The organism is Actinoplanes sp. NPDC051411, assembly GCF_040682075.1.
Taxonomy (GTDB): domain Bacteria; phylum Actinomycetota; class Actinomycetes; order Mycobacteriales; family Micromonosporaceae; genus Actinoplanes.
Window position 1 is genome coordinate 45,207 of record NZ_JBFBAD010000009.1, and the last position, 13,667, is coordinate 58,873.

A 13,667-nucleotide genomic window follows, 5' to 3' on the forward strand; every position below is an offset into this window, starting at 1 on the left:
CCGACCCCTCGCAATCGCGAGCGGAGGACAGGTCGAGGACAGGTCTACCACTCATCGACCGAGGTCGGCGTAGATGTCGTAGCTGTGGATCCAGCCGACCATCTCGGGCAGGGACAGGAGCCGGGCGTTGCGCTCGTCGACCGCCGGGCCGTCGGGTAGTTGGAAGCAGGTCGCGTTGGCCCGGGAACCCAACTGGATCTGGCGGGTGCGGGCCTTGCGCAGCCGCTCATATCGCTGCAGGGCCTCGGGCGGGGCCAGGGTCGCGAGCGAGAACGCGAGGGCCGCCGCGTCCTCCAGCGCCTGGTTACTGCCCTGACCGGCGTGTGGCAGCATCGGGTGGGCCGCGTCGCCGAGGAGCGTGACCCGGGCGGTGCTCCAGTGGCGTAACGGTTCCCGGTCGTACAGGGCCCAGCGGCCGACCTCGTCGGCGTGGGTGAGCATCGTGGTCACCGTGGGGTTCCAGCCTTCGAAGGCGCCGGCCGCCTCGGCCGCCGAGCTCTTGAACGACCACGACTCGACCGACCACGACGGGTCCGGCACGTAGGCCACGAAGTTGATGAGCTCGCCGCCCCGCACCGGATAGACGACCAGGTGGCGGTTCGGGCCGAGGAAGAAGGTCAGCCCGAAGCGGGAGCCGCCGGGCACCTTGTCGACCGGGACCAGGCCGCGATAGCAGCTCATCCCCGAGAAGGCCGCCTCCTCCGCGCCGGTCACGTGGCCGCGCACCACCGAACGCAGGCCGTCCGCCCCGACGACGACGTCGGCCGACGCGGACGAGCCGTCGGCGAACGACAGCTCGACGCCGGAGGGCGATTCGTCGACCGCGACGCACCGGCGGCCCCAGATCGGGGAACCATCGTACGCATCCAGCAGCAACTGGTGGAAATCGGCGCGGTGAATGCCCAGGAACGGGCCGCCGAAGCGCTCGTCGTACCAGTCGCCCATCGGATGCTCATAGGCGATATCACCGGATTTCCAGTGGTGAAAGGTGATCCGCTAGAGATTGGCCGACATCGCTCGGGTCACCGCCCCGAGACCGAGCGCGTCGAGCACCCGCATCCCGTTGCCGCCCAGCGAGACCCGGCGCCGATCTCACTCAGCTCGCGGACCTGGTCGTACACCTCCACCTCAAAGCCCCGGGCCCGCAACGCGATCGCGGCGGTCAGGCCCCCGACACCGGCGCCGACGACGGCGACACGGAGTGGTCTGGTCCCCATGCGAGCTCCACTCAAGACAGTCGGCCAACCTCGATGCAGCTCATATATCAAATTTCCGCGCGAACTTTCCGCCCCGCCGCCCGTCTGTTCAGGCAGAGAGCAAAGGAAGAAGCGCATGACGAAGCCCGGCCTGACCGACGACCGCCTGACCACCATGAACCTGTTGAGCGAGGCCTACCACGGACTCAGCTGCCTCGTCACCGAACTCTTCGACACGCATCAGCTGACCGCGATCGAGTTCGACGTCCTGCGCCACCTCGCGGGCGAGCGGGACCATAGGTTGCGCATGAGCGACCTGGCCGCGCTGACCCGCTTCTCCCAGAGCGGCATGACCCGCGTCGTCGACCGGCTGCAGCAGCGCGGCCTGGTCCAGCGCGAGGCATGCGGCGACGACCGGCGAAGCTGGTACACCGTCGCCACGGGCCCAGGGCTGGAACGCCTGCAGGCAGCCCTGCCCGACTACCTCGACCTGATCCAGCGGTTCGTCGTCGACCAGGCCAGCTGCGACCAGATGCGGGCCACGGTGGCCACGCTGCGCGCCATCCGTACGGCCACAGTCGCCTGAGCAGCCATCGAAGGATGAGGTGATCGGGCAGCGACATTCGGCGGCGCAGTAGCCGGGGCTTCGCATGCGACTCTCCGGCTGCCCGATTGAGGCGAGATCGCGTTGGTGGCTTCCGCAGGGCAGCCGTCCCCAGGTCATGGCGTGACGGTGCTCGCCACACGTGACGGTGCTCGCCACAGAAGTCCGCGGATCTCGGGCCGAAGCGAGCACTCGGCGACGCCGTCTTGGTAGCCCGCTCGTGCAATTTCCGCGCGACGGGGCGAAGCCCCTTCCAGCGGGAGACTCACGCACGCTGTCCACCACACGTGAGGACGGGGCGAAGCCCCTTCCAGCGGAAGACTCACGCACGCTGCCCACCGCACGTGAGGACGGGGCGAAGCCCCTTCCAGCGGAAGACTCACGCACGCTGCCCACCGCATGTGAGGACGGGGCGAAGCCCCTTCGAGCGGGAGACTCATGCACGCTGTCCACCGCATGTGAGGACGGGGCGAAGCCCCTTCGAGCGGGAGACTCATGCACGCTGTCCACCGCATGTGAGGACGGGGCGAAGCCCCTTCCAGCGGGAGACTCACGCACGCTGCCCACCACACGTGGGGTCTGGGGCTCGGGCCCCAGGGAAAATGACGAGGCCACCAGGTTCGCGCTTCTCAGCGAACACATGGCGGCCATGGACTCGTGCCCCCGGCAGGATTCGAACCTGCGCTTTCGCCTCCGGAGGGCGACGCTCTATCCCCTGAGCTACGGGGGCCCAGTGATTCGAAAGCCTAGCAGGCCCGCCGGAGCCCACGCCAACCGGTTCCGGCGAGCCCTGTAACCGCTGGTCAGCTGGAGCCGAGTTGCTTGAGCATGTCGTTGATGACGGTGATTTCGCCCTGTTGGGAGGCGACCATCGTGCCGGCCAGCCAGTCGACGTCTTTGTTTTTCGAGAGGTCGATGGCTTCCTGGGCCATGTGGATGCCGCCCAGGTGGTGCTGGCGCATGAGCTGGAGGTATTGGATGTCCAGCTGTTTGCCGGTGGCCTTGCGCAGCGTGTCGAGCTGGGCCGGGGTGGCCATGCCGGGCATCAGGCCGTTGACGACCTCGCCGGGGCCGCCCGGCATCCAGGTCATCGGGGAGTCGGTGCTGGTGGGGCTGAGGTGCCAGTCGCGGAGCCAGGCCTGCATGTAGTTGATCTGGCCCTGCTGGGTCAGGGCGATGTCGCCGGCCAGGGTGACCACGGCCTGGTCGTCGGAGTTGGCGTGGGCGATCATCGACATTTCGACCGCCTGGGCGTGGTGGGTCGACATGTCGCGGAGGAAGCCGGCCTCGACCGAATTGTCCTTGGGTTCGGTGAGGGGGCGGTAGAGCAGGCCGACGACTGCGCCCAGCAGTAGGCCGATCACCAGGGCCGCGGCCGTGATGATCAGGCCGCGGCGGGAGCGGGGGGCTGGGGGGTCGTCCGACACGGCGGCCGTGGCCGCCGCGTCGGAGTCGGTGGAGACGGTCATCAGTTTCCTGCGGACGGCGGGGTCACGCCGGGCTGGGTGCCGGTTGCGGCGGCGGTCACCGGGCCGGTGGTCGTGTTGCCGCTGGAGCAGGCCGCGCCGGGTTCCATGGAGGCGTTGAGCCGGGCGTCCTTGATGAACTCGTCGATGCGCGGGTCGGTGGCGTCGTCGAGTTTGAGCTGGTAGCCCCAGACCTGCAGGGAGACGTTGTGGTCGAGGCCCGGGTAGGGCGACATCAACATGTAGTCCTTGCCCTGGACCTTCTTCTTCAGGTCGTCGATCTGGTCCTGCGCGATGCCGGGCTTGTAGGTCACCCAGACGGCGCCGTGTTCGAGGCTGTGCACGGCGTGCTCGTTGGCGATCGCGGCGTCGTAGACGTCGCCCATGCAGTTCTGCCAGAGCGGGTTGTGGTCGCCGCCGACGGGCGGGCTCGTCACGTAGGTCAGGGTGCCGTCTTTGTGGTTGCGGGAGTCGAGCGCCGCGTTCTTCTGGGCGCGGTAGTTGACTACGCCCTTGATGTCGGCGACCTTGTCTTCCCAGCTGCGGGAGCCTCGGACGACCGCGAACACCGCGTAGCCGATGATGGCGAGCACGACCACGCCGACGACGCCGCCGATGGCGATGGGGCCCCAGTTCGTACTGCTGGAGACCTTGACCGGAGTGACCGGCCGGCGGCCTTTGCCGCTGCCGGTGTTTTTCGCTCCGGGCCTGGCGGCACCGGGTTTCGCGGCGCCGGCCTTCTTGGCGCCGGCAGCGGCGCCGGGCTTGGAGCCGGCCGCGCCGGGCTTGGATCCGCCGGCGGGCGGCTTACCCTGGCCGGAGGTCTTGTCGACCTTGACCTTGGACGGGACCCGTTCGGGACCCGGCGTGCTCATACTCATCGTGCCTCGTCAATTCGTGTGCAAGCGGAAAGGCGGGGCTCGGGTGGCCGCCGAGTGCCGAAGTCTACCCCCGATAGCATGGTTGAGTGACTCCCGCCAACCTTGCCTCCACCGTTCTCTCAGCTGCTCGTGCCGTGTTCGAGACCCGCGGGCTCGATGTCGCCGCCCTCCCCGCCACCACGGCGCTCGAGCGGCCCCGCAACCCCGAGCACGGTGACTACGCCTCGACGCTGGCGTTGCAGCTGGGCAAGAAGGTGGGTATGCCGTCGCGTGAGCTCGCCGCCGCGCTGGCCGAGGAGCTGGGGCGGCAGCCCGGTGTCAAGTCGGTCGACGTCGCGGGACCGGGCTTCCTCAACATCCGGCTCGACGCGGCCGCGGCCGGCGAGCTGGCCCGCGAGATCGTGCTCGCCGGCGCCGACTACGGCCATTCGGACACGCTGTCGGGCGAGCGCATCAACCTGGAGTTCGTCTCGGCCAACCCGACCGGTCCCGTACACATCGGTGGCGTGCGCTGGGCGGCGGTCGGCGACGCCCTGGCCCGCCTCCTCCGCGCCGCCGGCGCGGAGGTCGGCACCGAATATTATTTCAACGACGCCGGGTCGCAGATCGACCGTTTCGCCCGTTCTCTGTACGCGAGTGCCAAGGGTGAGCCGGCTCCCGAGGACGGCTACGGCGGGGCCTACATCGCCGAGATCGCGACCGCCGTGCAGGCCGAGGCGCCCGACATCCTGCAGCTCGGCGAGGAGACGGCGGTCGAGAGGTTCCGTGAGGTCGGCGTGCAGCTGATGTTCGCCGAGATCAAGGAGTCGCTGGCCGAGTTCGGCGTCCGGTTCGACACCTACTTCAACGAGAAGGACCTGCACGACCGGGGTGAGCTGCAGGAGGCGCTCGACCGGCTGCGCGAGCAGGGCCACATCTACGAGTCCGACGGGGCGACCTGGCTGCGCACCACCGAGTTCGGCGACGACAAGGACCGGGTGCTCCGCAAGTCGGACGGCGACTGGACCTATTTCGCCGCCGACTGCGCCTACTACCTGGACAAGCGTAAGCGCGGCTTCGATCGCGTCGTGATCATGCTGGGCGCCGATCACCACGGCTACATCGGCCGGATGAAGGCGATGGCCGCGTGCTTCGGCGACGACCCGGAGCGCAACCTCGAGATCCTCATCGGCCAGTTGGTCAACCTGGTTCGCGACGGCGAGCCGGTGCGGATGAGCAAGAGGGCGGGCACGGTGGTCACCCTGGAGGACTTCGTCGACGCCCTCGGCGTCGATGCGACCCGGTACGCGTTGGCCCGCTACTCCTCCGACTCGCCGATCGACCTCGACGTCGAGCTGTGGACCAGTGCGAGCCGGGAGAACCCGGTCTACTACGTGCAATATGTCGCGGCCCGTACGGCGAGCGTGTCCCGGCAGGCCGCGGCGGTCGGTCTGACCCGGGGCGAGCCGGACGCCTTCAAGGCCGAGCTGCTGGTCAACGAGAAGGAAAACGAGCTGCTCAAGGCGCTGGGCGAATATCCCGAGACGATCGCCCGGTCGGCCGAGCTGCGCGAGCCGCACCACGTCGCCCGGCTGCTCGAGAAGATCGCCGGCGCCTATCACCGGTTCTACGACGAGCCGGCCTGCCGGGTGCTGCCCAAGGGCGACGAGCCGGTCGGCGACGGCAACCGTGCCCGCCTGTGGCTGAACGACGCCACCCGTACGGTGATTGCCAACGGTTTGGGCCTGCTCGGCGTCTCCGCTCCGGAAAGGATGTAGGGCATGCGAGCGCATGAGGCCGGGGCGCTGCACGGCGACCTGGGCAACCGTGGGCCGGCCTGGTTGCGTACGCCCGGAGACGTGAACGCCCTCGTGCCGCAGCTGTGGCCGCGCACCGTGACCCGCGCCGAGGCCGGGTTTTTGCGGGTCGGTGGCGTCAGCGTCGCCGACCTGGCGGCCGAGCACGGCACGCCCGCCTACTTCCTCGACGAGGATGACCTGCGTGCCCGGTGCCGTGAGTTCGCGGCCGCGTTCGGCGACGCCGACGTCTATTACGCCGGCAAGTCGTTCCTGTGCAAGGCGGTCGTCCGGATCGTCGAGGAGGAGGGCCTGTTCCTCGACGTCTGTTCGGGCGGCGAGCTGGCGGTGGCGCTGGCCGCGGGGTTCCCGGCCGAGCGCATCGGGTTCCACGGCAACAACAAGTCGGCGTCCGAGCTGTCGCGGGCTCTCGAGGCGGGTGTCGGGCGCATCGTCGTCGACTCGTTCGACGAGATCGACCGGCTGACCTATCTGGCCCGGCTGGCCGGCAAGCGGCCGAACGTGCTGGTCCGGGTCACGGTCGGGGTCGAGGCGCACACCCACGAGTTCATCGCGACCGCGCACGAGGACCAGAAGTTCGGCTTCTCGCTGGCCGGCGGGGCGGCGTTCCAGGCCGCGGTGACGATTCTCGACGAGGGTGTGCTCGAGCTGAAGGGCCTGCACTCGCACATCGGCTCGCAGATCTTCGACACGAGCGGGTTCGAGGTCGCGGCGCGCCGGGTGATCGAGCTGCAGGCCCAGATCCGGGACGCGCGGGGCGTCGAGCTGGAGGAGCTCGACCTGGGCGGGGGCTTCGGCATCGCGTACACGACCCAGGACGACCCGTCGACGCCGGGCGACCTGGCCAAACGCATCAACAAGATCGTCGAGTCGGAGTGCGAGCCGGCCTCGCTGCGCAAGCCGCGGCTGTCGATCGAGCCGGGCCGGGCGATCGTCGGGCCGGCGGTGTTCACGCTCTACGAGGTCGGCACGGTCAAGGACGTCGACGGCATCCGTACCTATGTCAGCGTCGACGGGGGCATGAGCGACAACATCCGGACGGCTCTGTACGACGCCTCGTACAGCGCGACGGTGGCCAGTCGCGCGTCGAAGGCCGAGCCGATGCTCGCCCGCGTGGTGGGAAAGCATTGTGAGTCCGGGGACATCGTCGTGAAGGATGAATTCCTGCCCGCCGACGTGCAGCCCGGAGATCTTCTTGCCGTGCCGGGCACCGGTGCCTATTGCCGGAGCATGGCGAGCAACTACAACCACGTGCCTCGGCCACCGGTCGTGGCGGTGCGTGACGGCGCCTCGCGCGTGATCGTGCGCCGCGAGACCGAGGCCGACCTGCTCGCATTGGATGTTGGATGAGTTCCTCTGGCAAACCGGTCCGCCTGGCACTCCTGGGCTGTGGGACCGTCGGCTCGGAAGTGGTCCGCCTGCTCCACGATCAGGCCGACGACCTCACCGCCCGCATCGGAGCGCCCCTCGAGCTGGCCGGCATCGCCGTGCGAAGGATCAACAAATCCCGCGGCGGGGTCGACCCGGCACTCTTCACGACCGACGCGCTCAGCCTGATCAAGCGGGACGACGTCGACATCGTGATCGAGGTCGTCGGTGGCATCGAGCCGGCGCGCACCTGGCTGGTCGAGGCACTGCGGGCCGGCAAGAGCGTGGTCACCGCCAACAAGGCGCTGCTGGCCGAGGACGGCGCGGCGCTGCACGACGCGGCGGCCGAGGGCGGGGCCGACCTCTACTACGAGGCCTCGGTCGCGGGCGCGATCCCGCTGCTCCGCCCGCTGCGCGAGTCGCTGCACGGCGACCGGGTCACCCGGGTCACCGGCATCGTGAACGGTACGACCAACTACATCCTCTCCTCGATGGACGCCACCGGTGCCGGGTTCAGCGAGGCCCTCGACGAGGCCACCGAGCTGGGGTACGCGGAGGCCGACCCGACCGCCGACGTGGAGGGCTTCGACGCCGCCGCGAAGGCCGCCATCCTCGCCTCCCTGGCCTTCCACTCGCGGGTGACCGCGGCCGACGTGTTCCGCGAGGGCATGACCGCGGTGACCGCGGGCGACATGGCCAGCGCCCAGGAGATGGGCTGCACGATCAAGCTGCTCTGCATCGCCGAGCGCGGCCCCGATTCGGCCGGCCAGGAGTCGGTCAGCGTGCGGGTGCACCCGGCGATGATCCCGCGGAGCCATCCGCTGGCCGGGGTCGGCGACGCGTTCAACGCGGTCTTCGTCGAGGCCGAGGCGGCCGGTCAGCTCATGTTCTACGGCCGCGGGGCGGGCGGCACCCCGACCGCGAGCGCGGTGCTCGGCGACATCGTGGCGGCGTCCCGCAACCGGCTCGCCGGCTTCCGGGCGCCGAGCGAGAGCAACTACGCCCACCTGCCGGTCCGTTCGATCGGCGAGGCGGTCACCCGCTATCACATCAGCCTCGACGTGGCCGACCGGCAGGGTGTGCTCGCCACTGTGGCCGGTGTCTTCGCCCAGCACGAGGTGTCGATCGCGACGGTCCGCCAGTCGGGCCGGGAAGAGGACGCCAAGCTGGTGATCGTCACCCACGGGGCGCCGGACGCCGATCTGGCCGCGACGGTCGAGGAGTTGTCCGGACTGGACATCGTGCGCTCGATCGCCAGCGTGCTCCGGGTCGAGGGAGGCAGCTGAGCTTGGGTGCTTTTGTCGGCGATCCGGGCGGAAACACCGTCGAAGCTGTGTGCCGTCGTCCCGAGTGATGGACACTCGTCCCAAGATTCGGTGCATTGCGGCACGCTGGGACGAGTCTTGACGCTCTGAGTGAGGAGAAAGGCCATGTGGCGGGGACTGATCGAGGCGTACCGGGATCGTCTGCCGGTCACCGAGGCCACCCCGGTGGTCACCCTGCATGAGGGCAACACGCCGCTCGTGCCCGCGCCGGTCCTGTCACATCGGGTCGGCGCCGACGTCTACCTCAAGGTCGAGGGGGCCAACCCGACCGGCTCGTTCAAGGACCGCGGCATGACCATGGCGGTCTCCAAGGCGGTCGAGGACGGCTCCAAGGCGATCATCTGCGCCTCCACCGGCAACACCAGCGCGTCGGCCGCGGCGTACGCCGCCCGGGCCGGACTGACCTGCGCGGTGCTGGTGCCGCAGGGCAAGATCGCGCTCGGCAAGCTGGCCCAGGCGCTGGTCCACGGGGCCCGGCTGCTGCAGGTCAGCGGCAACTTCGACGACTGCCTCGCGCTCGCCTCGAAGCTGTCCCAGGACTACCCGGTCTCGCTGGTCAACTCGGTCAACATCTTCCGGCTGCACGGGCAGAAGACCGCCTCGTTCGAGATCGTCGAGGCGCTCGGCGACGCCCCCGACATCCACTGCCTGCCGGTCGGCAACGCCGGCAACATCTCCGCCTACTGGATGGGCTACCAGGAAGATCTCGCGGCCGGGAACAGCTCGAAAACCCCCAAGATGTACGGCTTCCAGGCCGCCGGCGCCGCCCCGATCGTGAACGGGGAGGTGGTCGAGGAGCCGTCCACGATCGCCACCGCGATCCGCATCGGCAACCCGGCGAGCTGGACCAAGGCGCTCGACGCGCGGGACGCCTCGGGCGGCCTGATCGAGGCGGTCACCGACCGCGAGATCCTCACCGCCTACCGGCTGCTCGCCCGCGAGGTCGGCGTCTTCGTCGAGCTGGCCAGCGCGGCCAGCGTGGCCGGCCTGCTCCAGCAGGCGGCGGCGGGCAAGGTGCCGGCGGGTTCGACGGTGGTCTGCACGGTAACCGGGCACGGCCTCAAGGACCCGGAGTGGGCGATCTCGACCGCCCCGTCGCCGACCACGATCAAGAACGACGTGCTGATCGCGGCCCGCGAACTAGGCCTGGCCTGACTCGAGCGAGCCGGATTCCTGCTCGGCTGCCCTCACCAGCAGGGCGGTCGCCCGCGAGACGATCTCGAGCTCCTCGGCTGAGAGCCGGCTGAGGAGCGCGCGCATCTTTTCCTGCCCGGCGTCGACGATGCTCGCGATGAGTGTGGAACCCGTCCTGGTGAGACCGATCCGGCGCACCCGCCGGTCGTGCAGGTCTTCGGTGCGTGTCACCAGGTCCTGCACCACGAGCCGGTCGATCATGCCGCTCGAGGTGGCCAGTCCGACTCCCAGCATGCGGGCGAGTTCGCCGCCCGTGAGGGTGCCGTGGCGGGAGAGCAGCATGAGAATTTTGAGCTGCGACAGGGTGAGGTGCGAGCTGAACAGCGGGCCGGACCGGTCGGCCGCAAACAGGCTCCGGAGCCGCTGCTGCACCACCATAATATCGGCGATGAGCTGCTCGTTCTCGGTCACCGCAAACCCCTTGAGTGTCACGCGCTGATCGGACGTTATCAGCGACCCCGATGGAAAACCATTTGTTCGCGTCGGGCAAACTATTAGCACAGGACGAACCTTTACCGGGGGAGCGCCCATGTCCTTTCTGACTCGGCTCAGTCTCGCCAACCGAGGTCTCGTTGCCCTGATCGCGATCGTGATCGTGGGCTTCGGTGCAGTTGCGATCCCGTCGCTGAAGCAGCAACTGTTCCCGTCGATCGAACTGCCGGCGGCGTTCATCGGCGCGTCGCTTCCGGGCGCCAGCCCGGAGATCATCGAAGACCAGATCACCAAGCCGATCGAGGACGCGGTCAAGGGGACCGACGGCATCGACACCGTCACCTCCACGACCAAGGAGGGCTCGGCCACCGTCACCGTCGCCTTCGTCTTCGGCACCGACATCGACCAGGCCGTCAACCAGCTGACCACGTCGATCAACCGGATCCAGTCCACGCTGCCCGACAACGTCACGCCGACGATCTTCGCGGGCAGCACCGACGACATCCCGGCGATCGTCCTCGCCGCCTCGGGCGGCAGCGACGAGACCGACCTGCTCAACCGCATCAACCAGACCGTCGTCCCGGAGCTCAACGGCATCGCCGGCGTCCGGGACACGCAGGTCACCGGCGCCCGCTCGGCCCGGGTTGTGATCACGCCGGACCTGGCCAAGATGGGCGCCGACGGCGTCGATCCGAAGTCGCTGACCACGGTGCTCCAGGCCAACGGCGTCTCGGTCCCGGCCGGTGCGGTCACCGACGGCCAGCAGTCGCTCAACGTGCAGGTCGGCACCCCGGTCACCTCGGTCGACCAGCTCAAGGGCGTCTATCTGACCGGCTCGCACGGCCCGGTCAAGCTGGGCGACGTCGCCGCGGTGGAGAGCAAGCTGCCGACCGCGACCTCGTTCACGCGGACCGACGGCGTCGACAGCCTGGGCATCGCGGTCACCGCCAAGCCCGACGGCAACCCGGTGCAGATCTCCGTGGCGGTGCGCGACCAGCTCGACCAGCTCCAGAAGGACTCGGGCGCCAAGCTGACCGTCATCGTCGACCAGGCGCCGTTCGTGCAGCGCTCGATCAAGAGCCTGACCACCGAGGGCCTGCTCGGCCTGGTGATGGCCGTGATCGTGATCCTGATCTTCCTGCTCTCGATCCGGTCGACGCTGGTCACCGCCGTGTCCATCCCGCTGTCGGTGCTCATCGCGCTGATCGCCCTCTGGACCGGTGACTACACCCTCAACCTGCTCACCCTCGGGGCCTTGACCATCGCGGTCGGCCGGGTGGTCGACGACTCGATCGTCGTGCTGGAAAACATCAAACGACATCTGGAGTACGGCGAACCGAAGGTCCACGCGATCACCTCCGCCGTGCGTGAGGTGGCCGGCGCGGTGACCGCCTCGACGCTGACCACGGTCGCCGTCTTCGCCCCGATCGCCCTGGTCGGCGGTCTGGTCGGGCAGATCTTCTCGTCGTTCGCCATCACGGTGACGGTCGCGCTGCTGGCCTCCCTGTTCGTGGCTCTGACCGTGGTGCCGGTGCTGGCGTACTGGTTCCTCAAGCCGCCGCCCGCCGGGGCCGATACCGAGGCGATCCGCCGGGCCGCCGAGGAGAAGGAGAAGCGCAGCCCGCTCCAGAGGGCCTACCTTCCGGTCATCCGGTTCGCCACCAAGCGCCGCGTGAGCACGCTGCTGATCGGCGTGATCGTGCTGGTCGGCACGCTCGGCCTGGCCACCAAGCTGAAGACCAACTTCCTCGACCAGTCGGGCCAGGACACGCTGTCGATCACGCAGACCCTGCCGGTCGGCACCAGCCTGGCCACCACCGACGCCGCCGCCAAGCAGGTCGAGGCGGTCCTGGCCGGCCGGTCCGACGTGAAGACATATCAGGTCACGGTCGGCAACGGCGACTTCAACCCGTTCGCCGGCAACAGCGGGGCGAGCACCGCCAGCTTCTCGGTCGCTCTCGACGAGGGCGCCGACGCGGCCAAGGTCGGCGACGAGCTGCGGGCCAAGTTCGACTCGATGAGTGGCGTCGGCGAGGTCAAGCTCGGCGACGACAACTCCGGGCTCGGCGGCAGCAAGCTTTCGGTCGACGTGCAGGCGGCCGACGCGAACGTGCTCGCCGCGGCCACCGATCAGGTGCGCCAGGCGATGGCCGGGGTCAGTGGGGTCAGCGAGGTCGACACCACGCTGGCGGCCAGCGTTCCCCGGCTCGACGTGCAGGTCAAGCGCGATGTCGCCGCCGGCTACGGCCTGACCGAGGCGTCCATCGGGCAGAGCGTGGCGGGGGCCTTCCGGTCCGCGCCGGCCGGCCAGATCACGGTCGGCGGCGCCACGGAGAACGTGGTGGTCTCGTTCGGCACGGCCCCGGCCGATCCGAACGCACTCAAGGCGCTGCCGATCAGCACCGCCCGCGGCATCGTGCGGCTCGACGCGGTCGCCGACGTCAAGCAGGTCGACGGGCCGGAGCAGGTCACCCGGGTCGACGGCAACCGCACCGCGACGGTCGACGGCACGGTCACCGGCTCGGACCTCGGCCAGCCGACCGCCGACCTGAAGAAGAAGCTGGCCGCGCTGAAGCTGCCGGCCGGCGCGTCGTACTCGCTCGGCGGGGTGAGTGCCGACCAGGCCGACGCGTTCAAGCAGCTGGGTCTCGCCGTCCTGGCGGCGATCGCGATCGTCTTCATCATCATGGTGGCGACCTTCCGCAGCCTGATCCAGCCGGTGATCCTGCTGGTCTCGATCCCGTTCGCGGCGACCGGCGCCATCGCGCTGCTGCTCGTCACCGGTACGCCGCTCGGCGTCCCGTCCCTGATCGGCGTGCTGATGCTGGTCGGCATCGTGGTCACCAACGCGATCGTGTTGATGGACTTGATCAACCACTACCGCTTGCAGGGCATGGGCGTACAGGAGGCGGTGATCGAGGGCGGCCGGCACCGTCTGCGGCCGATCCTGATGACCGCCATCGCCACCGTCTTCGCGCTGCTGCCGATGGCGCTCGGGCTCACCGGCGAGGGCGGCTTCATCTCCCAGCCACTGGCCATTGTGGTCATCGGTGGCCTGGTCAGTTCGACGCTGCTGACCCTGGTGCTGGTGCCCACGCTCTACACGATGGTCGAGAACCGTAAGGAGAAGTCGCGGGCCAAGCGGGCCGCCAAGCGGGCCCGTAAGGCCGGCGGGGCGGTCGAGGAGCCGAGGCACGCGGCGGAGCCGGAGGAGAACGACGAGCCGGTGGCGGTCGGCGAGCCGGTCCCGGTGGCCGGCGGTGGCGCTCATGAGGCGCAGGAGAGCGCCCAGCCGAACGGCGCGCTGCGCGGCTACACCGATCAGTTCGAGGTGCTCAAGGTCAACCGGAAACCGCGCCCGGAGCCGAACGCCTGACATCACCATCAATCTGGCCGGACCGGCGA

The 13,667-nt window shown here is 69.3% G+C and carries 11 protein-coding genes and 1 tRNA gene; 6 read left to right on the forward strand and 6 right to left on the reverse strand.

Annotation, left to right across the window (positions count from 1 at the left end):
• Positions 1–51: 51 nt before the first annotated feature.
• Together AB0M88_RS07240 and AB0M88_RS07245 are read right to left on the reverse strand one after the other, a co-directional pair.
• Positions 52–945: an FAD-dependent monooxygenase gene (locus AB0M88_RS07240; RefSeq protein ID WP_364096746.1), complete on the reverse strand. Its 894-nt coding sequence runs from the start codon at positions 943–945 to the stop codon at positions 52–54.
• 77 nt (positions 946–1,022) lie between these two features.
• On the reverse strand, positions 1,023–1,373 hold the full coding sequence (locus AB0M88_RS07245; protein WP_364096749.1) for an NAD(P)-binding protein: 351 nt from the start codon (positions 1,371–1,373) through the stop codon (positions 1,023–1,025).
• Here AB0M88_RS07245 and AB0M88_RS07250 point away from each other — a divergent pair.
• Positions 1,333–1,782: a MarR family transcriptional regulator gene (locus AB0M88_RS07250; RefSeq protein WP_364096752.1), complete on the forward strand. Its 450-nt coding sequence runs from the start codon at positions 1,333–1,335 to the stop codon at positions 1,780–1,782. The genes AB0M88_RS07245 and AB0M88_RS07250 overlap by 41 nt on opposite strands.
• Before the next feature lie 676 nt (positions 1,783–2,458).
• On the opposite strand, the gene AB0M88_RS07255 is transcribed toward AB0M88_RS07250, so the two are convergent.
• The 3 genes from AB0M88_RS07255 to AB0M88_RS07265 form a co-directional block, all read right to left on the reverse strand.
• Positions 2,459–2,530, reverse strand: a tRNA-Arg gene (locus AB0M88_RS07255).
• 73 nt (positions 2,531–2,603) lie between these two features.
• Positions 2,604–3,269, reverse strand: coding sequence for a DUF305 domain-containing protein (locus AB0M88_RS07260; protein ID WP_364096755.1), 666 nt, complete (start codon positions 3,267–3,269; stop codon positions 2,604–2,606).
• The gene (locus AB0M88_RS07265) at positions 3,269–4,147 is read right to left on the reverse strand and encodes a DUF3105 domain-containing protein (protein WP_364096758.1); all 879 of its coding nucleotides are present in this window, start codon (positions 4,145–4,147) and stop codon (positions 3,269–3,271) included. Before AB0M88_RS07265 ends, AB0M88_RS07260 begins: the two co-directional genes overlap by 1 nt.
• An 86-nt stretch (positions 4,148–4,233) precedes the next feature.
• Here AB0M88_RS07265 and argS point away from each other — a divergent pair, with 86 nt between their 5' ends.
• The 4 genes from argS to thrC all read left to right on the forward strand — a co-directional run bounded on the left by argS (position 4,234) and on the right by thrC (position 9,791).
• A complete protein-coding gene (argS, locus tag AB0M88_RS07270; protein WP_364096761.1) occupies positions 4,234–5,904 on the forward strand; it encodes an arginine--tRNA ligase in 1,671 nt (556 codons plus the stop codon).
• A gap of 3 nt (positions 5,905–5,907) precedes the next feature.
• Positions 5,908–7,293: a diaminopimelate decarboxylase gene (gene lysA, locus AB0M88_RS07275; protein ID WP_364096764.1), complete on the forward strand. Its 1,386-nt coding sequence runs from the start codon at positions 5,908–5,910 to the stop codon at positions 7,291–7,293.
• A complete protein-coding gene (locus tag AB0M88_RS07280) occupies positions 7,290–8,597 on the forward strand; it encodes a homoserine dehydrogenase (protein ID WP_364096766.1) in 1,308 nt (435 codons plus the stop codon). Before lysA ends, AB0M88_RS07280 begins: the two co-directional genes overlap by 4 nt.
• A 144-nt stretch (positions 8,598–8,741) precedes the next feature.
• Positions 8,742–9,791, forward strand: coding sequence for a threonine synthase (gene thrC, locus AB0M88_RS07285; protein WP_364096769.1), 1,050 nt, complete (start codon positions 8,742–8,744; stop codon positions 9,789–9,791).
• On the opposite strand, the gene AB0M88_RS07290 is transcribed toward thrC, so the two are convergent.
• Positions 9,777–10,241, reverse strand: coding sequence for a MarR family transcriptional regulator (locus AB0M88_RS07290; RefSeq protein WP_364096772.1), 465 nt, complete (start codon positions 10,239–10,241; stop codon positions 9,777–9,779). The genes thrC and AB0M88_RS07290 overlap by 15 nt on opposite strands.
• A gap of 118 nt (positions 10,242–10,359) precedes the next feature.
• Here AB0M88_RS07290 and AB0M88_RS07295 point away from each other — a divergent pair, with 118 nt between their 5' ends.
• Positions 10,360–13,638 (forward strand): efflux RND transporter permease subunit, encoded by a 3,279-nt coding sequence (locus AB0M88_RS07295; protein WP_364096775.1) that lies wholly within the window; start codon positions 10,360–10,362, stop codon positions 13,636–13,638.
• Positions 13,639–13,667 lie beyond the last annotated feature (29 nt).